General features: G+C 37.6%; 22 protein-coding genes and 6 pseudogenes. 13 read left to right on the plus strand and 15 right to left on the minus strand.

The features are described from left to right. Nucleotides 1-130: 130 nt before the first annotated feature. The 5 genes from F944_RS06465 to F944_RS06485 all read right to left on the minus strand — a co-directional run bounded on the left by F944_RS06465 (nucleotide 131) and on the right by F944_RS06485 (nucleotide 5,176). Nucleotides 131-772 (minus strand): RluA family pseudouridine synthase, encoded by a 642-nt coding sequence (locus F944_RS06465; protein ID WP_004988398.1) that lies wholly within the window; start codon nucleotides 770-772, stop codon nucleotides 131-133. A 153-nt stretch (nucleotides 773-925) separates the two neighbouring features. After that, nucleotides 926-1,342, minus strand: a complete 417-nt coding sequence (locus tag F944_RS06470) for a GlcG/HbpS family heme-binding protein (protein ID WP_004988402.1) — start codon at nucleotides 1,340-1,342, stop codon at nucleotides 926-928. A 45-nt stretch (nucleotides 1,343-1,387) separates the two neighbouring features. Beyond that, nucleotides 1,388-2,686 carry a glutamate-1-semialdehyde 2,1-aminomutase gene (gene hemL / locus F944_RS06475; protein WP_004988404.1) on the minus strand — a complete coding sequence of 433 codons (1,299 nt, stop codon included), beginning with the start codon at nucleotides 2,684-2,686 and terminating at the stop codon, nucleotides 1,388-1,390. Nucleotides 2,687-2,782: 96 nt separating this feature from the next. Then, the gene (gene thiE / locus F944_RS06480) at nucleotides 2,783-3,400 is read right to left on the minus strand and encodes a thiamine phosphate synthase (protein WP_004988407.1); all 618 of its coding nucleotides are present in this window, start codon (nucleotides 3,398-3,400) and stop codon (nucleotides 2,783-2,785) included. A 75-nt stretch (nucleotides 3,401-3,475) separates the two neighbouring features. Continuing rightward, nucleotides 3,476-5,176 carry a M61 family metallopeptidase gene (locus F944_RS06485; RefSeq protein ID WP_004988409.1) on the minus strand — a complete coding sequence of 567 codons (1,701 nt, stop codon included), beginning with the start codon at nucleotides 5,174-5,176 and terminating at the stop codon, nucleotides 3,476-3,478. Between the two features lie 170 nt (nucleotides 5,177-5,346). Here F944_RS06485 and F944_RS06490 point away from each other — a divergent pair, with 170 nt between their 5' ends. The 4 genes from F944_RS06490 (at nucleotide 5,347) to F944_RS06505 (ending at nucleotide 9,285) form a co-directional block, all read left to right on the plus strand. Then, on the plus strand, nucleotides 5,347-6,657 hold the full coding sequence (locus F944_RS06490) for a D-alanyl-D-alanine carboxypeptidase PBP6B (protein ID WP_004988412.1): 1,311 nt from the start codon (nucleotides 5,347-5,349) through the stop codon (nucleotides 6,655-6,657). Nucleotides 6,658-6,890: 233 nt separating this feature from the next. After that, entirely contained in the window at nucleotides 6,891-7,373 is a 483-nt protein-coding gene (locus tag F944_RS06495; RefSeq protein WP_004988415.1) for an FKBP-type peptidyl-prolyl cis-trans isomerase, read from the plus strand. Nucleotides 7,374-7,659: 286 nt separating this feature from the next. Next, on the plus strand, nucleotides 7,660-8,103 hold the full coding sequence (locus tag F944_RS06500; protein WP_004988418.1) for a universal stress protein: 444 nt from the start codon (nucleotides 7,660-7,662) through the stop codon (nucleotides 8,101-8,103). A gap of 744 nt (nucleotides 8,104-8,847) precedes the next feature. Continuing rightward, nucleotides 8,848-9,285, plus strand: a complete 438-nt coding sequence (locus tag F944_RS06505; RefSeq protein ID WP_004988425.1) for an META domain-containing protein — start codon at nucleotides 8,848-8,850, stop codon at nucleotides 9,283-9,285. A gap of 199 nt (nucleotides 9,286-9,484) precedes the next feature. On the opposite strand, the gene F944_RS06510 is transcribed toward F944_RS06505, so the two are convergent. Beyond that, nucleotides 9,485-10,027, minus strand: a complete 543-nt coding sequence (locus F944_RS06510) for an undecaprenyl-diphosphatase (protein WP_004988427.1) — start codon at nucleotides 10,025-10,027, stop codon at nucleotides 9,485-9,487. Between the two features lie 285 nt (nucleotides 10,028-10,312). Between F944_RS06510 and F944_RS06515 the strand changes: the two genes are divergently transcribed. From F944_RS06515 to F944_RS06530, 4 genes are all read left to right on the plus strand, one after another. After that, entirely contained in the window at nucleotides 10,313-10,912 is a 600-nt protein-coding gene (locus F944_RS06515) for a phosphatase PAP2 family protein (protein WP_227613853.1), read from the plus strand. A gap of 100 nt (nucleotides 10,913-11,012) precedes the next feature. Further along, entirely contained in the window at nucleotides 11,013-12,671 is a 1,659-nt protein-coding gene (locus F944_RS06520; RefSeq protein WP_004988431.1) for a phosphoethanolamine transferase, read from the plus strand. A 1-nt stretch (nucleotide 12,672) separates the two neighbouring features. Further along, the gene (locus tag F944_RS06525; protein ID WP_004988436.1) at nucleotides 12,673-13,359 is read left to right on the plus strand and encodes a response regulator transcription factor; all 687 of its coding nucleotides are present in this window, start codon (nucleotides 12,673-12,675) and stop codon (nucleotides 13,357-13,359) included. Nucleotides 13,360-13,367: 8 nt separating this feature from the next. Next, nucleotides 13,368-14,759, plus strand: a complete 1,392-nt coding sequence (locus F944_RS06530; protein WP_004988437.1) for a sensor histidine kinase — start codon at nucleotides 13,368-13,370, stop codon at nucleotides 14,757-14,759. Between the two features lie 180 nt (nucleotides 14,760-14,939). Here the strand turns inward: F944_RS06530 and F944_RS06535 are convergent, their stop codons facing one another. The 4 genes and pseudogenes from F944_RS06535 to F944_RS06545 form a co-directional block, all read right to left on the minus strand. Further along, nucleotides 14,940-15,143, minus strand: a complete 204-nt coding sequence (locus F944_RS06535) for a hypothetical protein (RefSeq protein WP_004988443.1) — start codon at nucleotides 15,141-15,143, stop codon at nucleotides 14,940-14,942. Between the two features lie 203 nt (nucleotides 15,144-15,346). Then, entirely contained in the window at nucleotides 15,347-16,210 is an 864-nt protein-coding gene (locus tag F944_RS06540; RefSeq protein ID WP_004988445.1) for an alpha/beta fold hydrolase, read from the minus strand. A 637-nt stretch (nucleotides 16,211-16,847) separates the two neighbouring features. After that, a pseudogene (locus F944_RS17455) lies at nucleotides 16,848-16,965 on the minus strand (transposase); the annotation flags it as partial. Between the two features lie 85 nt (nucleotides 16,966-17,050). Continuing rightward, nucleotides 17,051-17,518 (minus strand): annotated as a pseudogene (locus F944_RS06545) (SDR family NAD(P)-dependent oxidoreductase); the annotation flags it as partial. Nucleotides 17,519-17,630: 112 nt separating this feature from the next. Between F944_RS06545 and F944_RS06550 the strand changes: the two are divergent. Further along, complete coding sequence (locus F944_RS06550; protein ID WP_004988450.1) at nucleotides 17,631-18,194, plus strand: TetR/AcrR family transcriptional regulator; 564 nt, start codon at nucleotides 17,631-17,633, stop codon at nucleotides 18,192-18,194. A 172-nt stretch (nucleotides 18,195-18,366) separates the two neighbouring features. Here F944_RS06550 and F944_RS16715 read toward each other — a convergent pair. Further along, a pseudogene (locus F944_RS16715) lies at nucleotides 18,367-18,794 on the minus strand (transposase); the annotation flags it as partial. 640 nt (nucleotides 18,795-19,434) lie between these two features. Between F944_RS16715 and F944_RS06560 the strand changes: the two are divergent. Together F944_RS06560 and chrA are read left to right on the plus strand one after the other, a co-directional pair. Beyond that, nucleotides 19,435-20,361, plus strand: coding sequence for a chromate resistance protein ChrB domain-containing protein (locus F944_RS06560; protein WP_002123395.1), 927 nt, complete (start codon nucleotides 19,435-19,437; stop codon nucleotides 20,359-20,361). Continuing rightward, a complete protein-coding gene (gene chrA / locus F944_RS06565; protein WP_004988452.1) occupies nucleotides 20,358-21,704 on the plus strand; it encodes a chromate efflux transporter in 1,347 nt (448 codons plus the stop codon). Before F944_RS06560 ends, chrA begins: the two co-directional genes overlap by 4 nt. Before the next feature lie 40 nt (nucleotides 21,705-21,744). On the opposite strand, the gene dmeF is transcribed toward chrA, so the two are convergent. After that, complete coding sequence (gene dmeF / locus F944_RS06570; protein WP_004988453.1) at nucleotides 21,745-22,728, minus strand: CDF family Co(II)/Ni(II) efflux transporter DmeF; 984 nt, start codon at nucleotides 22,726-22,728, stop codon at nucleotides 21,745-21,747. Between the two features lie 57 nt (nucleotides 22,729-22,785). Between dmeF and F944_RS06575 the strand changes: the two genes are divergently transcribed. After that, the gene (locus tag F944_RS06575; protein WP_004988454.1) at nucleotides 22,786-23,052 is read left to right on the plus strand and encodes a metal/formaldehyde-sensitive transcriptional repressor; all 267 of its coding nucleotides are present in this window, start codon (nucleotides 22,786-22,788) and stop codon (nucleotides 23,050-23,052) included. Nucleotides 23,053-23,448: 396 nt separating this feature from the next. Here the strand turns inward: F944_RS06575 and F944_RS16950 are convergent, their stop codons facing one another. From F944_RS16950 to F944_RS16720, 3 genes and pseudogenes are all read right to left on the minus strand, one after another. Continuing rightward, complete coding sequence (locus F944_RS16950; RefSeq protein WP_004644597.1) at nucleotides 23,449-23,574, minus strand: YHYH domain-containing protein; 126 nt, start codon at nucleotides 23,572-23,574, stop codon at nucleotides 23,449-23,451. Nucleotides 23,575-23,657: 83 nt separating this feature from the next. Continuing rightward, nucleotides 23,658-24,110 (minus strand): annotated as a pseudogene (locus F944_RS06580) (IS3 family transposase); the annotation flags it as partial. A gap of 79 nt (nucleotides 24,111-24,189) precedes the next feature. Next, nucleotides 24,190-24,471: pseudogene (locus F944_RS16720) on the minus strand (group II intron maturase-specific domain-containing protein); the annotation flags it as partial. Here F944_RS16720 and F944_RS16725 point away from each other — a divergent pair. Then, a pseudogene (locus F944_RS16725) lies at nucleotides 24,468-24,551 on the plus strand (Fic family protein); the annotation flags it as partial. The pseudogenes F944_RS16720 and F944_RS16725 overlap by 4 nt on opposite strands. Between the last annotated feature and the right edge of the window lie 49 nt (nucleotides 24,552-24,600).

The raw sequence follows: 24,600 nt of genomic DNA on the forward strand, positions 1-24,600 counted from the left end.
TTGCACCACACATTTTACGCTGTTCATTTGATTAAATGTCAGTCATTTTGTGTAGTCTTTAAGCACATATTTTGACACAAAGCTCATTAAAAAAAATGAGCTTTTCACGATTGTTAAAAAAGTTTTGACGCTAAAACGGAACAGGACAATGAAATGTCAATAGCTCTCCCGTTTTAGGATGATGAAAACTCAAGCTCATCGCATGTAAGCACAAGCGAGGCATAAGTTGCTGATATTTTTCATCTGCATATAAAGTATCACCCACAATCGGATGACCTAAATATTGCATGTGCACACGTAATTGATGCGAACGACCTGTAATTGGAGTCAGTTGTACTCGCGTTACAGACTGACCTTGCCATTCAAGATGTTCAATGACCTTCCAGTGCGTTAATGCAGGTTTATGATGTGCTGGATCCACAATATGCAACGGCGGACGTTCAGGATCATAGATCACTGGAATATCAACCGAACCTTCACCTGTCAAATTGCCCGCGACCACTGCCTGATAGATTTTATCAGTTTCACGCGCCTGAAACTGCTTTGAAATATGAGTTTGCGCAGCTTTTGATAAAGCAAATACCAAAATACCAGAAGTATCACGATCCAGACGATGAATCAGTAAGGTACGTGGCTCTTCTGCGACTAATCGCGTTAAGACACTATCATGTAAATCGCCTTTTCCTGGAACACTAAGTATGCCTGCTGGTTTATGAACGACTATAAAATCGTCATCACGATGAATCAGGTGATCGCTTAGAAAATTACTCAAAATCTATTCCGGAAGTGATTTTTAAATCAGCGGGCAATAATAAAAATCTTAAGGCAGAAATACAATGCAAAAACAGCATTTTTCCTAAAGTTTTTATTTAAGCTGGGTGTCAGCATTGAGTTTTCATATAATAAAGACAGTTATATTCAGTATTTATGAAATTTGCTGAAAGAAATCGTGGATTGCTGTCTGTGCGATTTCAGCATCTTCAAAAGATTTAGCACCAGAAACTCCAATCGCCCCGATCAATTGCCCTTCATAAATAATCGGCTCACCGCCTTCAAGCATACCCGTTACACTTTCAAGCGTTAAAAAGCCCATTTGACCATTACGAATAATATCTTCATAAAATTTGGATGGACGACGACTTAGGGCTGAACATTTCGCTTTTTCCAAACTCAAATGAGCCGTCAATGGCGTTGCGCCATCCATGCGTTTCATGATCAACAAAGCACCTGCTTCATCAACAATCGAAATGCTCATATTGAAACTGCGCTCAATCGATAACTCAACAGCACGATTCATTAAAATTTCAGCATCAGCCAACGTCAAATAGTGTTTAGTTTTCATGGTTATGCTCCATTAAAAAAGCCCGTCAAACGGGCCTTAGTGTCATTATTTCATCGATTGAAATGTGTCTTTTGCAGCTTGAATCGTAAATTCTATGTCCTCATCACTATGCGCAGCTGAGATGAATCCTGCTTCAAACGCTGAAGGTGCAAAATTTACTCCACGATCCAACATGCCATGAAAAAACTTTTTGAAAGCTTCAGTGTCACACGCAAGCATAGAATCGAAACTGGTAATGTCGTCTTGATCGGTAAAGTACAAACCAAACATAGCCCCTGCTTGTTGAGTTTTAAATGGAATACCCGCGTCATCTGCCGCTGCTTGTAAACCTGCAAGCAATTTTTCAAGTTTTACATTCAGGTTCGTATAGAAATCTGGCTGGCGCAAATGCTTAAACATTTCAATACCTGCGCGCATTGCCAACGGATTTCCTGACAAAGTTCCTGCCTGATATACGCCACCTAAGGGTGCGATACACTCCATAATTTCACGTTTACCGCCAAATGCACCGACAGGAAGACCTGCACCAATAATTTTACCTAAAGTGGTCAAATCTGGTTTGACCTTATAATACGCTTGCGCGCCGCCTAGAGCCACGCGAAACCCTGTCATGACTTCATCAATAATAAATACAGCACCGTATTCATCACAGACATCACGGATCGCTTGAAGAAAACCATCGATCGGTTTTACCAGATTCATATTACCTGCAACTGGCTCTACAATCACACCAGCAATTTCATGTCCAAATTTGGCAAAACATTCTTTTAATGCAGCAATATCGTTATACGGAAGGGTTAAGGTATGTTTCGCAAAATCAGCAGGCACACCTTTAGAGGTTGGCTCACCCTCACCTTTAGTGAGTAGACCTGAACCCGCTTTAACCAGTAATGAATCCGAATGCCCGTGATAACAGCCTTCAAACTTCACGATTTTGTCACGTCCCGTATAGCCACGTGCCAAACGGATTGCGGTCATAGTCGCTTCTGTCCCTGAATTGGTCATACGTACCAATTCAATAGAAGGCATGATGTCGCAAATAATATCGGCTAATGTGGTTTCATACACAGTTGGCGCACCAAAGCTTAAACCATCTTCAGCTGCTTTTTGGACTGCCTGAATAATATCGGGATGCGCATGACCCAAAATCATAGGGCCCCAAGAACCGACATAATCCACATAACGCTGATCATCTTCATCCCAGAGATAAGCGCCTTTGGCTTTTTTAATAAATACCGGAGTTCCACCAACGCCATTAAAGGCACGAACAGGAGAATTGACACCGCCAGGAATATGCTTACTGGCTTGCTCAAATAATTGCACTTGTTTTGGAGATAAACTCATGAATACTCTCGATACTTGTAAATTCAGTTAAAAATCAGAATGCAGAACATTTTTCTTTGAATCAGGCTTTAATCAAAAACCGATGGATTCTTTAGATCAGGCTTCTGCAAATAACGCAGCCCACGCATGAACACGCGCAGGAATCTCTGGAACTGGAAGGCCTAATATATCACTAATCACAGCACACAAGTCAGCACCGCTTTCAATCACTGCTTTGGAATTTTCAACAGTTAGACCACCTATGGCACAGATCGGAACATTGACTTTTGAACGTGCCTGTTTCAATGTTTCCAAACCAATATTACCTGCCTCTGGTTTGGTCGTCGTTGCATAGACTGCACCGAAAGCCACATAAGTTGCACCGTCAATAATCGCTTGTTCAGCCAGCTCAATCGAGTTGGCACAGGTTCGACCAATAATCGCATTGGGTGCCAATCTGGCTTTGGCATCAGTAATTTCACCATCCGACTGACCTAAATGCACACCCAGCTTAAACTGGGCGGCCAAAATCAAATCATCATTAATGATTAAAGGTACCTGATATTTCTCACAGAGCCATTTAATTGCATCGACCTCAGCGGGTTGATTGAGTGGTGGTACTTTTTTACGACGATACTGTAAAATCTCCACTTGACCCGTAGCCAAAGCTGCTTCTAATTTTTCCAATAAAAGTTCGATCGGATCATCATTGGTAATTAAATATAAACCACGCATTACATTTATATCTCTTTATTGCTTTATTAAATGGAATATCAAAAACGATATACGTTTCCTATAGATACCCATGATCTATTTAAGCCATAAATCCAGTTTGGCTTGATCTTCAATCTTAAATTCAACAGTTTGTAATGGAATTTCTCCACCAGTTACAGTGAACTGAATGAACTCGTCACGTCGGAATGCAAATACGGTGAACTGTCCCTGTTGTTTTGCATATTGCGCCAATAATTTTTCAGATGCCTTAAGTCCATCAATCGCAACAATCACATCATGCGCAGACAAACCTGCTTTTGCACCCTCTCCCGCACGATTCGCTTGCTGAATCAGGACACCTTCTGGTTTATCTTGCAGTTTTAGACCAAAAGGCAATGCTTTATCGTGTTTAAACTCATAGCTTAATCCAAACGATGGCAGTAATTCATTGATTGGCAGTTCTTCTGTAGTATTGATCAAGAAGCTTAAACGTTCTGTCCAATCTTGTCCTGTCAATTCCTTGCAAAGATCAAAAATGGTTCGCTCATTGACCTGAATGCCATTTTGCGTATTTTCATATAAGCGACGCAATAATGCATCCAGACTAGAGTCATAAGTGCGTAATCCAAGATCCAAACATAAAGCCACTAAAGCGCCTTTGTTGTAATAACTGGTGCCTGCATTATTTGAGTTTTCATCCTGACGATAAAACTTGATCCATGCGTCAAAACTCGACTCAGACACAGATTGAATAAATCGTCCTGAATTTTGCAGATAACGATCCATCTGTGCTTTCAATAATTTCAGATAAGAGGTTTGTGAAATCACGCCACTGCGTAGCAAAATCAGGTCATCGTAATACGAGGTAAAACCTTCAAAAATCCACAGTAAAGAGGTATAAGATTCTTGATGTAAATTATATTGAGCAAAATTTTCAGGACGTATAAATTTCACCAGCCACGAATGAAAATACTCATGACTACATAAACCCAAGAAACGCTGATAATCTTCAGATGGTTCTTCAGGTTCATTGGCTTTAGGCAAATCATTGCGTGGTGTAATCAAACTGGTGCTATTACAGTGTTCTAATCCACCATAACTATTGCCCGTTGCCATCGTCATAAAAGTATAATTTTTAAATGGCGCAGAACCAAAAATTGCAATTTCGGTTTCACAAATTTTAGTTAAATCAGACTTTAAACGTTCAACATTGGTCTGATGCTGACCAGACACCACAAATTCATGCGCAATTGCATTTGCCTCAAAACTAAATCGGGTTTGCTCTGCCAACTCAAAGGGACTATCAATCAGTTGATCATAACTTTCTGCTTTTAAGGTAAAACGCCCTTTCACTAAACTTTTTGATGTTAAACCTGTTGCAAGCTGGAAGTGCTTCAGTTCTTCTGGCAAGAACAATTCGACTTCACAAGCTGATTGTTCCTGATCTTTTAATCCAAGACAGACACATGCAGGATTGACGTATAAACGGGTCTGGTCGACGTAAGCACCACGAACCGATAAATCATAAGCATAAACATCATACTCAACTGTAATCAGTTCATGATCTGTATTGAATAATTGCCATCTATTTTTCTGATCTTTTCGAATCGACAATAATCGTCCCGCTTCATCGTAGGCTTTGACCGATTCAATATGTTTTGCAAATTCACGAATCAAATAACTTCCAGGAATCCACGTCGGTAGCCAAAGTTCCTGATTGGGATTGGCTAGAAAACGCATAGTGACATGGATCAGGTGTTGGCGATAATCATCAAATTCAATTTGGTAATGCAACATATTTTCAGGATATCAAATCAATCAATTTCATCTAGCTTAACATTTTTTTAACAGCGCATGAGTAGTTGTCGCATTTGTCTACAAAAGTCACTAGCCACCAAGAAAAAAAAGGCATAGCATGCAACTATTTTTAGCATTTCACACCACAGGATGGTCATGCAGGTGAACACGTGAGATTTTTCCTTTCACTTTTTACGCTATTGAGTTTGTTTTGTACCACGCTTGCCAATGCACAACTCCTGAATATTGCACCTGAAAGTGTCGAAGCGCAGGCATGGAGCATCATCGATGCACAATCAGGGCAAACCATTGCTGAATATAATAGCAATGCGCAACGCGCCCCTGCCTCTTTAACCAAGATGATGGTGGCTTATATTGCCCTTAAAGAAATTAAGGCAGGCAAACTACGTAAAGATGAAATTTTGACTGCAACTCCTGTGGTTAAAATGGTTCAGTGGGATGAATCTCAAATGTATTTAAAAGAAGGTGAACAGATTTCTGTTGATCAACTTTTGGCAGGTTTGATTGTGATGTCAGCCAATGATGCTGCGGTGACCTTGGCCGAACGGATTTCAGGCAATGTTCCTGCATTTTTGAAACGCATGAATCAGGAAGCTCAAGCTTTGGGCATGCAGAATACACATTTCTCCAACCCTGCTGGCGTCACCATGCCAGATCATTATTCGACCTCACATGATCTGGGTTTACTCGCCAAAGCACTAGTCAATGAAGTTCCTGATTATTTAAGCTATTCAAAATTACCCAGTTTCAGTTATAACCAACGCTTTCATCGTGCAACCAATTTGGTACTAAAAAATGACCCAAGTGTGGATGGTTTAAAAACAGGTTTTACCAAAGCAGCGGGCTATAATCTTGCGCTGACAGCAAAACGTCCAACCCTGAATCCAGATTTACCAGAGCGTCGTCTGATCGTGGTGGTTTTGGGGACTAAAAGTGCAGTAAAACGAGCCGAAGTTGCACATAAACTGATGAATCTGGCTTATGCTTATACCCGTGATGAAGAAGTCATTAAAGATAAACAGCTTATTGCTGAACTGCCGGTTGTCAAATCTACCTTAAAAATGTTTAAGGTTGAGACTCAACAACCGACAATAGTCACTACATCATTATATGATTTATCACAACCGATTGATCTCAATCAGTTTGATATGCAGACTCAACGTTTACATGTCACTTACGCCAACGGCATAATGACCACAATTGAGCCTTTACAAACCACCAAAACCCATGTCAATGTCGAGCTCAACGAGAAACAATTGACTGCGCCGCTGATGAAAGCAGTTCATCTTGCAACGGTTCAGGTTTATCAAAATAATCAATTGATTCAAAGCATCCAAATTAATGACAATGTTCAAATTCAGGAAGCCAATATTTTTGAACGATTCTTTATGTGGTTCAAAGCTTTGTTTTCGCTATTTGGTCATGATGATCGAAGTGTCAAACTCTACCCACTGAACTAAAAATATTTCGTCGATGATAAGGTAGCTTTTAAGCTACCTTTTTTGTAGAGTTAAATGGCGAGATTTACAGTATAAAAAATTCAATTTTGCATTGAAATTGAGAAAATTGCCCTTATTAATGAAAAAATGAGTGTTTAAATGTGAAAACTTGTGGTTTTTTACGATTTTTCATCTACAAAACCAGTTTTTCACTTTATCATGTGTACTTAAATTGATTGAATGGATCAAATAACATGACTGCTATTGCAAATAACCACGTGGTTTCATTCCACTACACGCTGACTAATGCAGAGGGTGAAACTCTTGACCAATCACAAGGTGAACCACTTGCCTATTTGCACGGCGCAGGTAATATTATCCCAGGTTTAGAAAATGCCTTGGCTGGTAAAACTGTAGGTGAAAAATTTACAGTCAATGTACCTGCTGCTGAAGGTTATGGCGAATATAATCCTGATCTTGTACAAGAAGTACCAGCTCAAATGTTCCAAGGTGTTGAAAACATTCAACCAGGTATGCAATTCCAAGCTCAAACTGATGATGGCGTGCAAATCGTTACTGTTAAAGCAGTTGAAGGCGATAATGTTGTCGTTGATGCGAACTTCCCACTTGCTGGTCAAGATTTAACTTTTGAAGTTGAAATCGTTGAAATTCGTGATGCAACCCAAGAAGAACTTGATCATGGTCATGTTCATGGCGCGGGTGGTCATCACCACTAATCAGTTAATTTACCGATTCAAATAAAGCAAAGTTTCGACTTTGCTTTATTTTTTAAATCATAATGCCCAATCAATATTAAAAACCATCAATTGTAAATTTAATCATCAATTTTATTTTCTTTATTCATTAAACTCACAAAAGATGCCTTCTGATTTGTAATTCGCCTTGTAGTTGTTTTCATTTATTTTTATGATGAAGACTAAAGGTGCATACGTAGTTTCTATTTCAACAGAGATTGCACTTTAGATTTATAACAATGATTGATTTACATAGGAATAATACATCATGAAATATGAACACATTTTAGTTCCAGTTGACGGCTCTGACATCTCTCTCGCTGCGCTTAAACAAGCCGCTTCTATTGCAAAAGCATTTGACAGTAAAATTACAGCAATCAGCTTATTGGCCGTTGATCCATTTAGCGGTGTCGATTTTTATTATGTTTCCCCTGTAATGAAAGATTACTTTGTAGAAGCTCATGCACAAGCAGAGGAAACTCTGGCAAAAGCTGAAACTATTGGAACTGAATTAGGTATTGAGATTGAGACTCAAATTATCAAAGGTGAAGTCTCATCAGAAGGTATTTTACAAGCAGCGGAAGACTTAAAAGTTGACTTGATTGTGATGGGTTCACATGGCCGTAAAGGATTCCAAAAATTCTTCTTGGGTAGCTTTGCGCAAGATGTACTTGGAAATACAGAATTGCCTGTTTTAATTGTAAAAAAATAATCTTACAGCCACTAAAAAGCCCGTTTTTACGGGCTTTTCTAGAACCAAAACAACTTGAGTGAATATCCTCAAATATTGTTTGTTGTTAGCTAATTACAAATCGAGGTTACCATATCTGGTTTATCTTGGCCGAGAATGAACTCTTATAGACCAAGCAGTATATGAATACCTTATTTTTAAGATAGCACTTATTGCCAAATCGATCAAGTTTTACTCAATTATTTTATTAGTCTCTTTGACGAAAATGGAATGCTACATCAAATTCCTTGTAGGCTAACCATGTTGCAATAATACACAGTAACCCCACCCCAAGAAGAATCTTATCCATATTCAAAATTCCTAAAATCAAGAATATACAGGAAAACAGACCAAGCAAAGCACAAATTAAAAAGCCGAGATAAAAGTGACGCATAGGAGATACCCAAAATTTAATAAGAAAAACATTTACACAAAATTACAATGTAAAACAGTGATGATGCTCAATAAAAATCCGAATCGAAGTATACCCTTTTGCCTTTCTTTAATATTTTCATTTAAAGACACAACTTATGTAAACAAACGAAATAAACTGTGAGCTTTTGCAGCAATTCTTATTAAATATTCTAAAATTGTACTTAAACAGTAAAATAATGAATTAAAAGCATATTTTTATCTTAGAATGCCTAAGTTGGTTTGTTCCACGTTCATTATCAAAAATAAATCACTCATCTTTACGAACTGAATAAAATTGAATTGGAGAAAAACATGTTAAAAAAAATCATGATGACGACTGGTATTGTATCTGCATTAGCCATGACTGGTTGTGCCACAATGTCCAATCCATCTACCGACCGAAATCTAGCAATGCTACAAAATAAACTGTGGCTAGTGACTGAAATCAATGGCGTAGAATACAAAGTTAATCCAGCTCAGACGACTAATGTTGCTGCCCTAATGTTTGATAATAGTGCATTGAGTGGTTCTGATGGCTGTAATCGTCTAATGGGCGGATACACTGTCAAAGGTACCCAGATTGCTTTCACTCAGTTAGCAAAAACTCAAATGGCTTGTTTATCTGCAACAGATGTTCCAGAAAAATTCTCTAATGCGTTAGAGCAAACTACAAGCTATAAAGTTTCTGAGAAAAAATTAGAACTTTTAAATAAAGACGGAAAAGTTCTAGTTGAATTAAAAAGTAAATAAATAAGTAAAGCTCCCAATGATAAGTTGGGAGCTTTTAATTTAATGGTAAATATTAGATTTCTTTGATCATTGTTTAAACCCTCTTCATTTTTCTCCCGCAAACAGAAATAAAAGAGGCTTATGAAAAAGTCTTGTGATTTAAAATATTTATCACAACATATATTATCTAGCAAAATCCTTTGCTGACTTTATTTTGAAGTTAAGCCGTTTGTTTCATCTTGAAAACTAAAATGTTTCTGCTTCGCATATAAAAATTCACAAGAACAAATGCCAAAATCATTGCTCCAACAATATCCAAAGGGAAATGTACCCCCAAATAAATACGTGACCATCCAACCAAAGCTGCAATCAGAATAGCAATAGCCCCTAGTTTTTTGCAGCCTTGATATAAAAAAGAAAATGCCAATATGCTAATCGTTAGCATATGATGACTTGGAAAAGAATTTGTTGCTTTATGAGCAATCAGCAAATGCCCTAATCCCAATGCAAATGGTCTCGCATGATAATAAAAGTGATCAATCATGGTGGCAATACAAACACCGATCAGAACCAGCAGCAAACTATGTAAATAGGGTTTTTTATAATTTGAATTCCCTTTAATCAATAAAACGGTACATAAAAGTAGATAAATACCAATCAGATCATGTGAGATAAAAATAGCCACTTTTAATAAAAATGGTGCTGGTGTAGCAGATGCATTGATCCATAAAAATACACGATGATTAACAGTGGAAAGAAACATAAGTCGGTCATAAAAGCCAAATCACTTCGTTTATTAGACTCATTTTAGATTAAGTGTTTCTTAGATTTAAACCACAATAAGTCATTGAAAAATCAATTAGAAAAAATCAATTCATTCCTAATAAACACTTAATCTTGGTTATTTATTCTTTAGGTAGATATACTTTTGGATCTGGTAAAAGTGGCTTTGCATTTAAAAAAATTTGACTGTTTAAATCTTATTTTATTGTTCTCTACTGCCCTCTTGATGCTAATTTTCATACCTGTTGCTGGGTCAGTAGATCAAATGCTCAGTCTTCCTTGGGTAGATCATTCGGGATATTACTTAAGGGAAAGCTGGTTTTTAGTTAAAGTTGGACATGAATTTTTAAAAAATCTCGTGATTTTGATTGCAATCATACATGCTGTTGTCTGGCTGAAATTATCAATTGAAAAATCAAGCTCACCGTGGCGTTCAATCAGTGGCGTTGTGGTACTGGGAATGATGATTTCGGTTGCAGTAATCGGTTTACTCAAATCCCAATCAATACATGCCTGCCCTTGGGCACTCTTACAAGTCAATCAAGAACATGTCGACTGGCTCAGACCTTTAAGCTCGCGAGGTAAGTGTTTCCCAGGCGGTCATGCGTCTGCTGGATTTTCTTTACTCATTTTATATTTTGCTTATCGTCCATTTTATCCCAAACTGGCGCGATATGGACTCGCATTCGCTTTGGTCATGGGTATAGTGATGAGTGCGGTTCAAATGGTACGTGGTGCTCATTTTTTAAGTCATAACTTATGGGCACTCTGGTGGTCATGGCTCATTGATTTTATGTTGTATAAAGTATGGCAAATGCGTTGGTCTTATCACTTAAAGGCCCTCTCAATTTATAACAAGAATTAAGTAAATTAATATTAGTTATTGATTTTTAATTATATTTAATCTAATTATTTCTTAATCTTATCAGTTTTAAATAGAGCATCTGCATCAATTAGCTGAAATTATGCGTATGGCTACTCTATTTAAGCTTAAACGAATCTCCGTCTCTCTAAGAATGTTTAATATTCTGGTCGCCAGTTGGTTGGCCAGTTTCACCAATATTGGTTTCTATGAACATCTTTGTTCTTTCAGTTCTTTTTCAGGATTTATTCAATACTCTTTTATTTTTGTGACTTTTTTAATCTTAAGCGGATTTTATTTCTTTGTCTTACAGATTTTTAGTTGGCAGCATTCAGCCAAAGCACTTGCCGTGGTCTTAATTGTATTGACAGGACTTTCATCTTATTTTGTCAATCAACTGGGTGTAAATATTAATCCTGATCAAATTCAGAATGTCATGCAAACAGATGTCGATGAAGCATTTGATTTATTATCTGTTCCCTTTTTATTGTGGATCATTCAGACCGTTGTTTTACCATTAATCGTTGTATTTTATATAAAAATCAAACCCATTCAGAGTATTAGAAGCCTTGTTCTTGATAAATCAATCAGCTTGATCATTGCTTTGTTTATTATGGGTCTTGGTTTGTTTTCATTCTATAGTCAATACGCGCCTATTTTTCGGGAAAATCGTGAATTAAAAGCCCAAATTTCTCCTTTAAATATTTTGTCGAGTAGTTGGAGTTATGCACATAAAAGTACAAAAGAACAAAATCTACCCTTAATACCTTATGGTGAAGATGCGCATCAAGTCAATCATGCGATCCAACAACCCGCTAAAATTATGGTTTTGGTGGTCGGTGAAACTGCGCGCGCGCAAAATTTTAGTTTAAATGGCTATGCCAAAGTGACGAATCCTGAACTCAGTCAGTTGGATATTGTCAATTTTAATCAGGCATCCTCATGTGGAACACAAACCTCGGTGTCTGTACCCTGCATGTTTTCTGGTATGCCTCGCAAGAATTATGACGCTGCTTTAGCCTCACACCGTGAAGGTTTACTGGATATCGCTCAAAGAGCAGGTTATCAAGTTACATGGATTGATAATAATTCTGGATGCAAAGGCACTTGTGATCGCATAAAAAATTATATCGTGCCCAAAGATGAGCCTGCTTATAAGAAATGGTGTGGAAATGGTGAATGTCATGATGGTGCTTTATTGGCAGCACTTTCTGATTATTTAAAACAACTTGATACTCAGCATTTGAAGCAAAATCAACTCATTGTATTACATCAAATGGGGAGTCATGGCCCAGCCTATTATAAGCGTTATCCTGATGAATTTAAGAAATTTCTACCTGTTTGTGAAACCAATAATATTCAAAATTGTGATCATCAGTCATTGATTAATACTTATGATAATACGATCTTATATACTGATCATATTGTGGCCAGTACGATTCGTGTATTACAACAAACAGGTGTGCCTACTGGATTAATTTATTTATCTGATCATGGTGAATCGACTGGAGAAAGCGGTTTATATTTGCATGGAACGCCTTATTTTATGGCACCTAAAGAACAAACTCATATTCCCATGCTATTTTGGACTTCACAACAATGGCCAGAACATCAAAAAATTCAGAATTGTTTAAGTAAACAAAAGGATCATGCAGTGAGTCAGGATAATTTATTTCCAACTTTATTGAGCTTTTTAAATATTCAAACCAAAGTACTCAATCGCCAACTCGATTTACTCGCACAATGTGGAGGTAGTGTTTAAAGTGATTCGTATTTTATATATCGAAGATGACTTAATGGTAGGCAAATCAACCTACCAGTTGTTTCAACACGAAAAATTTGAAATCGATTGGGCGAAAACAGGTTTAGAAGCCCTCGATTATTTGTTCGGTCAAACTTATCACATTGTACTGTTAGATCTTGGATTGCCAGAACTAGAAGGGTTGGAAGTCCTTAAACATATTCGCAAACAAGTCGATATGAATAAGATGGGGGTGATTATTATCAGTGCGCGTGACCAAAGTCGTGACAAGATTCAGGGACTCCGACTGGGGGCTGATGATTATATTGTTAAACCCTATGATTTTGATGAGTTAATTGCCAGAATTGAATCTGTTTTACGGCGTGGAAACTACAATTCACTCGAAGAAATTCATTTTAAAGTGGGCAATGTTCAACTTTTTCCAAATACGCATCGGGTCATAAAAGGAAAAAAGAAAATCGAACTTTCAGCCAAAGAATGGGCAATTTTAGAACCCATGATGATGTATCCCAATCAGATTTTTTCCCGACAAATGCTCGAACAAAAACTTTATAACTGGGATACTGACATCAGCAGTAATACCATTGAAGTACACATTCATAATCTTAGATATAAATTAGGCAAAGATTTTATTCGTACCGTTCGTGGTCTGGGTTATTGTATAGATACACCAAAAGTTTCAGGGTAGCTGCTGAGATGCCCCCTTTTTACAATAATTACAACAGACTCAAGCAAATTTATCGTGACCTGCCACTTAGTTCGAGAATGTCATGGAGCATCTCGATTTTTAGTATTATTTTGCTGATTATCATTGGTATAGCTGCCTATCGGATCGCTCTTGAAGAATCACAGGAAGTCATTGATCGCCAAATGCAGGAAATGGCAGAATTTCTGGATAAAAATAATCTTTCAAATCGTCTTTCTAGCTTTGATCCTCACAAACAATATGATGAAACCGATGTCTTTATCGACATTATTCCTAAAAATGAACTTGAGTACATCAGTCAGCATCATAACTATATTTTGCCGTATTCAAATTCAGCACATTTCTCCAAACATAAAACCTCTCGGGGTGAATTAAAGATTTATGTATTACCACTTGCAGATAAGCAAATCCAAATTAGCCAGCTCATCAAAGTCCGCCGTCATCTGGCCGAGGAACTGGCATTTAATATGCTTATTCCTTATCTTTTTTTCATGCCATTTGCGATTTATGCAGTTTATCGACTCATACGCCATCACTTAAGATCGATTGATGAACTCAGTGTGACTTTTGCACAACGGGATTATCATGATTTATCCGAGATTCATGTTAAGGATTTACCCGTTGAACTTACCCCTGCGATCAATGAGTTAAATTATTTATTTAAAAGGATTGAAAACGCACAAAAACAACAACAACTTTTTGTTGCGAACGCTGCACATGAATTAAGAACCCCGCTTACTGCCTTGAATCTGCAAAGCTCACTGTTGATGAAAACTCAACGCAATAGCTCAACCTATCATGAAAATTTGCAAGACTTAAGACACAGCCTAGATCGAATGACTCATTTAGTTGAACAGTTAATGGCTTTGGCACATCAAGAGGTTCAACAACATGAACCTCTCGAAAAATTGAATCTTGTAGACGCAACGCGTCGTAATGTCGGTCAATTGCTTGCCAAGGCACATCATAAAAATATGGATGTACAAGTCGACATTCACAGTCCGCCGGAAGAATTAAATATATGGGCAACTCGCAATACCGTAGATAGTATTTTGATTAACTTGATTGATAATGCGATCAAATATAGCCCCGCACAAAGTCTGGTTCTGATTAAAATATACTGTGCAGAAAACGAGCATTGTCAGGTGGAAATTCATGATAGTGGTAGTGGAATTGCACAAGAGCAATATGAATATGTTATGCAGCGCTTTGTTCGACTGGTTGAAACGCAGCATCAAGCTATAGGAAGTGGACTTGGCCTCTCCATTGTGCAATCAGCCCTACAAGCCATTGATGCTACGATGCAACTTAGTAGTTCAGAGCGATTAACAGGTTTGAAAGTCGTCCTGACTTTTAAACAAAATAGAGATGCCAACACATAGTTTTATAAACAACAACTAAGTTGCACAAACATTCAAAAATTATCCCGCCTGATTCATGAGTTCTGTCTAACTCCATGAGTTTATGGAGTTAGATCAGCTTTCAAGGAAAGTCATGGCGTATTTGGATAATACAAATTAGATTCTAAATGAGCCCAACAACTCATTGGGCTCTTTATGGCATTACTCTTCTTCAACTTCGATAGGATCACCATCTTCTGGACGAATATGACGTTCACCATCCTCTGCTGGATCAACACTTGAACCATCTTTGGTAATTGCATTGTACAATTCATCTTCTTTTTTATCATCGATGAATTCTTCATCTTCAAAATCCAAAGGTTCATTATCATCATCGAAATTTAAAGGTTGTTCTTCGTCTATCATGAGTCTTTATCCTTAATAGAAATAGACTTCTTGCATACATCCCTTTTATTTCTCCTTATGAGGGAAAGATAAAAAGGCTTTAACACTGATCAAAGAAGTCTAATACATTAATTTTATAGTCAGTCATTTCAAAATAAGTTTTCATGCAGAAAATGAAGCATCACTGTAAATAATATCGTGGCTCATTTTCCTTAAACTTTAAATCAAAATGGATTCGTTAAATGCGTTTGGTCATCTGCCAGAAAGTGAAGTAAATCCTGTGCAACCCGCTCCTGTTGGGTGGCTAAGACGCCATGCGGTTCTCCCTCATATTCAATCAGGGTCGCATTTGGTATCGCTTTTTTCACCGCATGCGCACTGACTTCAATCGGTACTGTTTTATCTGCAGTTCCATGAATCACCAATAAAGGTACGGTGAACGCAGCAAGATCTGGTCTAAAATCAGTATAGGCAAAGGCTCGAACACAATCTACTGTGGCTTTAAGGCTTGCCTGCATGGCAACTTGTGTATTCCATTTAAGGAACTCATCACTAACAGCATGTTTGAGTAAGCCAACACCATAAAAGTCTTTAAAGAAATCGCTATAAAACTTTGGACGTTCAGCCAATAACCCTTCGATCATTTCCTGAAAAACTGACCCATCGACACCATCGGGATGATCTTCAGTCTTTAATAGAAAGGGTACAACGGATGAAATCAGAGCCACTTTTTTAATATCTTGTGCCTGATAGCGACTTAAGTAACGCGCGATTTCTCCACCTCCCATTGAAAAACCAACCAACGTAACATCTGTTAATTGTTTGTCTTCAATGATGCCGCGCAAATCGTCTGCCAATGTGTCGTATTGATACCCAGACCATGTTTGTTCAGAGCGCCCAAAACCACGTCGATCATAATGAATGACACGATAGCCAGCTTCGACAATTTTCATCGCAATCCAGTCCCAGCTATCAGAGGATAAAGGCCAGCCATGAATTAAAATAACAGGGTCGCCCTGTCCCCAGTCTTTTATATAAAGTTGTGCTTTTACATCGAGTGTTTCATATTCATTTTCAGTGACTGACATGGGTATTATTCCTTTAAGATGGCATACCCTTTTGAATCTACGTGTGATCAGTTTAAATTGATAAAGCTAAAATGTTGATATTTTATACAGTACGTGAAGCTGTGTAGACTTTACGTTTTTATGCCATGAACACTTACTCTCATGAAAATCCAGAGTTCATCAATAAATTAGCCTGATGCAGTAAATATATAGGAGAAACAATCAAATGCTATGCTCATGATTCACCCACATAATTCATGCAACCTCTACATTTCGTTGCGAACTGTATTAGTTCAACAACAGTTCACCAATATTTCATATTTTTAATCATTGTTATATTTGCCCTCATTCATCATTACAACAATGAAATCATCATGAAAACAGAACTTAGTACACAACTCCCTTCAATTATGGCCATGTGGGAATTCTTCAATGAAAACCTACATTTTAAATTGTCGAAATATGAATTTACCCAAGACGGGATTAAAGTTATCTATATCGTTATGGGTACAGATCAATCCGTAGAATCACAACCTAAACGGCTTTCCTGAATTGCTAAGTACGCTTAATTAAGCCTAATACTTTGTTCTTTTGAGGATTTCAAGTTCTTCAACTCGCTCAATCTGGGCTAATACAATTTGACTGGATTTAGCATCATATTTATTAACCCAAGCATAAAGAATATGAGTTGTTGTCCCAAGGCGATCAGCAACCTCGGCAATGCTGTAACCTTTCTCAGTTATTTGTCTAACAGCCTCAATCTTGAACTTATCGATATATCATTTCCCAGTCATAAAACACCTCTTTAATTAGCTATATGGACTGCTCCCAGTATCCTAGACATGAGACAGCTTCATTTGGACTGCCACCATATAAGGTTAAACCAAATTCAGGAGCAAGACCGACCACTGAACCAAGATTGATAATGGCTCCTGATTTCTTCTGGATAAATTGTTGAGAGATTGCATGGCTTAACCTAACCACAGCCATTATGTTCAGAGTAAGCAGTTGTTCTATATTTTTTAAATCCTGTTGACTGAATGCTCCATTCAGGCTCATCCCTGCATTATTGACCAAAATCTCAATACCAGTATCTTGCTGAAGTATCTGCTCAACCCTGCTGATATCCTGATCTTGTGTTAAATCAGCCTGAATCACTTCGACCCCAACCTGATAGGTTTGTATAAGTTGTTGGGCAAGATTGTTTAAACGCTGAAGATCACGTGCAACCAGAATCAGATGATATCCACGCTGTGCAAATCGATCTGCATATACAGCTCCAATGCCTGATGAGGCTCCTGTAATGAGTACTTTTGATGGTGTAGTCATTTGAATTGCTCTTTTTGATGTTATTTATAATCTAAAATATTTAAATTTTGATGTCAATCGTAATCAATGTATAATTTATTTAGAAATCACGTTATGCATAAGGGTTTTAACCATGAAAGTAAGCAAAATTCAGGTGCAAGAAAATCGTAAAAAAATTATTGAAAAAGCGACTCAGCTTTTTAGGAACCACGGTTATGACGGCATCGGGATTGCAGATTTGATGTCAGGTGCGGGCTTTACTCATGGCGGTTTTTATAAGCATTTCGACTCAAAAACCGATTTGGTTAGTATTACGGTCAAACATGGTGTACAGCAATTACTGCATAGTATTCATAACATTGACTTAGATCAGTTTATTCATCTTTATGTTTCTAGATCTCACAGGGATCATCGAGATCAGGGGTGTTCTTTAACTGCCTTGTCCTGTGATGCAGCTAGACAACCTGATGAAGTGAAAATAGAGTTTGAGAATGGTATAGAGCAATTAATCAGATTTGTTACTGACAATCTGCAAAAAAATCAAAAAGACAATGTTGAAGGACAACGAAAAAAAGCCATCAGTATTCTCGCTGAATCTGTAGGTGCTATTGTACTTTCAAGGGCGTGTCTGGATGATTCCAGCTTGTCTAATGAAATTCTGGACGCATGTCGAGCAAATTTATTAACCCAGAATTAATTCTTAAATTTATCCCCATGCTCTCAAATGTAATTTTTGCGACTTAAGAGTTACATCTAATCTGTACTCATTTAGTTTAAAACAGGGAGAATCTATCTCCCTGCTCTATATTCATTTGCTTATTTGATCTAATGATCAATAAAACAACTGACCACAGCTCTGACACTGAAAACTGCATGCTTTTTCGATGATAAGTAATTAAATCAATATCTTGATCTTTTAGTTTATTCTTCAGTTCCTCACTGATATAACCTCGATCCCCATACAGTTTTGCTTCCATAATGCTGACCAATTTCTCAACCACCTTAATGTCAGCGACATGCCCATTAAGCTTTTACCGCGAGACGCAATTCTGTCTCATGATTTATGACGTTGAATCCTTTAATTTTTACAAACAGGAAGAGTGGTAAAATCAATCCATAAATAGTAACTATGCTGGTCTTTCGTTAAAGCTAAATGTAAAGCATGCATTCCCAATTGATGCATATTGATGAGATGGATCATCCGTTGGTAACAGGGCAAGCTTTTCAATAAATATCTTTTATCCTGTTTCAACTATGGGAAAAATGCTTTGAAATTATTGAAATGAGAACACTTGTATCAAACATCGATACAGAATAATGCAGTACTATTCAACATTAGGACTAGAATTGTGATTTTGGTGTGGTAACTCAACTGATGACTCTATTCCTCTTATTTTTGAAGTCAATTTCTTATCCGCGATTCTGGTTAACTCATGTTTTGTCGTATTCTTTTCTATGGTTACTGATCTGAGCTTTAAGATGCTTATCAGACAGATTTATAACAAATTTAGCCATAATTTTATGGTATATTTTTATTCCGAATCAAACATTCCGTAAAATATACCTTTAAAAATAAAGACATCCTAAAACGATATCGGACACACATGGGGAGAGTTTAAACCTAATCTAATGATGTTTAATGTTTTAGGATTTCATCGGACAAGGTCAAATAGAGAGATGGTGCGCTCAGCGCGCACAATAAACACAATCCAAGACACTGATTTTTAATAAATTCCATTAATTCTTTTTCTACATTTACCGTAAAAACTACCGCAAAAAAGATCTGTACACTACCCGAAAATTTCTTAGATATAGTGATGATCCATACGTATATCAGCAAACAATATATCAGATTTCCTGAATAACAAATTCAGTATAAAAATTACCACAATTAAATAAATTGTTATAACCTATACAAAACTTGTAAAGTTTATAACATGAATATAAGCATCCTCATTTCTAGCCTTTCCACACAAAACTCTTCTGCTCGAATGAGAATTTGGCGTTCCATCAAAAGCTGTGGTGCAGCAACTTTGCGTGATGGTGTATATGTTCTACCTAATGAACAAAAGCAGCGCTTTGACCCCATTATTGACGAACATCAAAGTGCCGATGGCATTGCCTATCTATTCGATTCCGTTAGCAACAATAATTTAGACTTAATTCAACTATTTAATAGAAAAAGTGAATACTCTGAATTTTTGCTACAACTGAATGAAATAGAGAGTTCACTGAATGTTGAGCAAAAAAATGAACATTTAAAAAGCATTAGAAAATTAAGAAAGCAACTTTCATCTCTCATCGATATTGATTTCTTTCCTAATGAATTACAAAACACAGCCTTAAACGCGATATCAAAACTCGAACTTAAAATTCATCACCTAGGGGAATCAAATGAGCCCTCTTCTATAAATAGTGATCTACCTTCTCTTAATCTTCATGACTTCCAATCTAAAACTTGGGCTACGCGAAAACGACCTTGGGTGGATCGTTTAGCTTGTACGTGGCTCATTCAAAAATTTATTGATAAAGACCCTACTTTTATTTGGCTACAAGATATTAAAGATTGTCCAGCAGATGCATATGGTTTTGATTTTGACGGTGCAACGTTTACCCATGTTGGTGAGCTTGTGTCATTCGAAGTACTTTTACACAGCTTTAATTTAGCCGATAAATCACTCCTGAAAATCGCTGAAATTGTCCATTACCTAGATATTGGCGGAAATGAGCCACCAGAAGCACTTGGGCTAGAAAAAATATTACAAGGACTAAGAAGCAGTATTCATGCTGATCAACAGTTGGTGGAATTATCCAATCACATTTTTGATGGTCTATATACCAATTTTAAAGGCGAGAATTCATGAATCAATTGCAAGAAAACGATTTCGAGCTCAATCCAGAGGTTAGCTTTAAAGAGGCCATACTGTTTTGGTTAAAACTCGGATTTATCAGCTTTGGCGGGCCTGCAGGCCAAATCTCTGTCATGCACCAAGAATTGGTAGAACAAAAAAAATGGATCTCTGAAAAGCGATTTATGCATGCGCTCAATTACTGCATGTTGCTTCCGGGGCCTGAAGCACAACAATTAACAACCTATATTGGCTGGCTAATGCACAAAACAAAAGGCGGTATCATAGCCGGACTATTTTTCATTTTACCTTCCCTTTTTATTCTCATCGGTCTTTCATGGGTCTATGCAAAATTTGGAAATGTACCTGTCATTGCAGGGCTTTTTTATGGCATTAAACCTGCTGTCACCGCTATCGTCTTTCATGCAACCTATCGTATTGGCAGTAAGTCACTGAAGAATAAATATATGTATGCTATTGCATGTGCCGCATTTATTCTCATTTTTGCCTTTAATGTTCCGTTCCCCCTTATTGTGCTGCTGGCTGCTTTAAGTGGTTATCTCTTAAGTAAATTTGACCCAAAATTATTCACTAGCAATGTTCACGCATCAAGTCTCAAAGACTACGGGAAAGCAATTATTGATGATGATACGCCCACACCTGAACATGCCATTTTCAAATGGTCTCGCTTGATTAAATTGCTGGTTGTTGCAATTATTTTGTGGTGTCTCCCTATAGCATTACTGACAGTAGCTTATGGCTGGTCTCACGCTTATACACAAATGGCTTGGTTTTTCACTAAAGCAGCCTTAATGACATTTGGTGGAGCTTATGCGGTTTTACCTTATGTATATCAAGGTGCTGTTAACTTCTATGAGTGGCTTAAACCAACCCAAATGATCGATGGTTTAGCGTTGGGTGAAAGCACACCCGGCCCACTCATTATGGTCGTTGCTTTCGTTGGGTTTATGGGCGGGTACAACCTTGACCTATTAGGGCCTGAACATAAGTTTTTAGCTGGTGCTTTTGGAGCAACAATTGTTACTTGGTTCACCTTCCTATTTTCGTTTGTGTTTATTCTCGGTGGAGCACCCGTAATCGAATCCACTCACAATCAAATCAAATTTACTGCACCACTGACAGCAATTACCGCAGCCGTTGTCGGCGTAATTCTTAATTTGGCCCTCTTCTTTGCTTACCATGTACTATGGCCAAAAGGGTTTGAGGGGCAATTTGACTACATAGCTGCAGTAATAACCATACTCGCTTGTATTGCTCTCTTTAAATTCAATCAAAGTGTATTAAGAGTCATCGGTGCTGCTGCAATTTTAGGGCTTATCATTAAACTAAGCATATAAAAAAGAGCAGCTCAAATGAGCTGCTCCTTTTTATCTATTTTTATACTGCAGCTTGGAGTCTAGAACTTGTATTAATTTCTACTGAAACGTGCACAATTTCCTCATGAATAGATAAGGCTTTTCTGACTTCATCTGCCGTGATATTTAAACTGCTTACATCTAGTGACAAGATACAAGAAAACTTACCTTTACCTACCTTCCATACATGAATATCAGTAATTACGATTCGGCTATCTAAGTCATCAATGACTTCCTGAATTTCTTGAACAACTGGATGTTCCATTTCAGCATCCAGTAAAGTTTTGCCTGTCTCGCGAATAAGCCCCCAAGACCAATGTGCGACTAGAAATGCACCTACAATACCCAAAACTGCATCTAAGAAATCCCAGCCAAAAAATTTACCTGCAAATAATGCAATGATCGCTAATACAGAAGTCACAGCATCTGCAACGACATGTAAGAAAGCCGCTTTCTGGTTTAAATCATGTTCATGATGCCCATCTTCATCATGGTGATGGTGTCCATGATCATGATGGTGATCATGTTCGTGGTGATGATGGTGATGATGCCCACTATCGTGTAGTAACCAAGCACAAATAAAGTTCACAGCAAGACCAATCACTGCAATTGATATTGCTTCGTTATAGTGAATATTGACGGGATTAAATAGGCGCTCCACCGATTGTATTCCCATAAACAATGCCACAACCATGAGTAAGATCGCACTAGAGTATCCAGCTAAAATTTCTATCTTCCATGTACCAAAACAGAATCGCTGATCTTGTGAATATTTACGTGCCATTCGGTATGCGAAATATGCTAAGCCCAATGCCAGCATATGTGAACTCATGTGCCAGCCATCTGCAAGTAAAGCCATCGAATTAAAGAACCAACCTCCAAAAATTTCAAAGACCATCATGAAGCCCGTCAGGATTGTCGCAATTAAAATTTTCTTCTGCGCTAGCGGATTTCCTTCATCGAATTGATGCGTATGGTTGCTTTTAACATTACTTAGATATTGCATTTTTTTATGCCATCAATAATACTCCCCTACAGTATATTTAGTTTGGACAGAAATGCTATGTCTCATTTGTATCAAGACAAAAAAATTTTAAATCGGGTTAAGCGTATTCAAGGACAAATCAACGCCGTTGAGCAGAGTTTGGCCGACCCTAACAAATCATGCATAGAAGTACTGCAACAGGTCGCTGCAGTCCGTGGTGCTGTGAATGGATTAATGAATCAATTGATTGAAGCACATCTAAAAGAGCATGTAATCAAAGATAAAGATGCGATTAATAAAGAAGAGTTAAAAGAGTTTTTAGCATTACTCAGCCGCTATCAATAAAATGACATGATAAAAAATCTCTTTTCAATTTTTATAGACTTGATATGATGAGTACATATTTATTGGTTAATAGTTTATATGCGACCCCGAATACGTAAGTTTTTAACTTCTCTTTATTCAACTCCAGATTCAAAAGCGCTCGAAATAAAGTTCAATTTAAGTCATCACTGTGACTTTGAACTTTTTAAAAGGTTTAAAAAAACCAACTGCCAAAGCATAAAAAATGCGATTCACAGTATCCTTTATGAGCGAGGCTATACAACTGCCGAAATCTCCGTATTAACAAACTAATTTTTAAAGTTAGCCTCATACTTTGTATGGGGCTTTTGCATTAATGATTACATTACTATTTTATTTCAACTCATAAAAAAGAGGTCTTTTGACCTCTTGTAGACTTTAATGACAGTGGTAATCACCTGTTTTGCTGTTAGTATGGCAACCTTGTTTATTTGTACCACCCGAATGCGCATTTGTATAAGTTACAAACATTCCCAGCACACAAACTAAAACTATTTTTTTCATTTTTGTATCTTCCCCGAGTTGAATAAAACTTTTAGATTATAGAATAACTGGACTGCTCTCAGTATCCTAGACATGAGACAGCCTCATTTTGAAGCTGCCTCAAATGCTTCTGGACTCATCCCATCGAGATGCGAATGACGCCTGATTCGATTGTAAAACATCTCAATATATTCAAAGATATCAGACCTAGCTTCAGTTCTTGATGCATATAGTTTCTTCTTAATTCTTTCTCGCTTTAACAACTGAAAGAAACTCTCAGCAACAGCATTATCATGACAGTTTCCTCTGCGACTCATACTACATTCCAGATTGTGCTGCTTAAGGAATGTTTGCCATTCATGGCTCGTATATTGACTGCCTTGGTCAGAGTGAATCAGAACTTTATTCTGTGGTTTTCTCCGCCATAGAGCCATTAATAACGCATCTAAAACCAGATCTGTCGTAATTCTGGATTTCATAGACCAGCCAACTACAAGTCGTGAGAACAGGTCGATTACCACTGCGAGATACAGCCATCCTTCATGGGTACGAATATAGGGGTGAGTAGACCAAGGGAATCTCACCCTTAGCCCCTCGCAGAACCGGACGTGAACCTCTCAGCTCATCCGGCTCCCATTATCCAACCGATGGTAAACATCCCATTTTCCAGTGCACAAAGGCATTTGGAAAATCACGCGCAAGTCGCCCTAAGGCATATCTAGCCCGTCTTTTATGACGGGCCAAGTTTTTATACTTACGCCTCATCCAGCGTATAAGATAAGCATTCATGTGTTGCCAGATCGCTGACATTGCTGAACCATGGAATCGACCATAGTATTGCTGCCAACCTTGAAGAATTGGATTGAATATTGCAGATAAATCACTTAATTCGCGATTACACATCAGATGTAGATGGAAAAACTGAAGCATTTATCCAGTTGGTTTCTGAAGCTGTACTTGAAGGATTTAAACCTTATCAAGTTGTATTGGGCATTTAATCGGCTTGATCGGTGTATTGATCCCTAGTACTAGATACCATCCACAATT

It is taken from the genome of Acinetobacter ursingii DSM 16037 = CIP 107286 (genome assembly GCF_000368825.1).
Lineage (GTDB): Bacteria > Pseudomonadota > Gammaproteobacteria > Pseudomonadales > Moraxellaceae > Acinetobacter > Acinetobacter ursingii.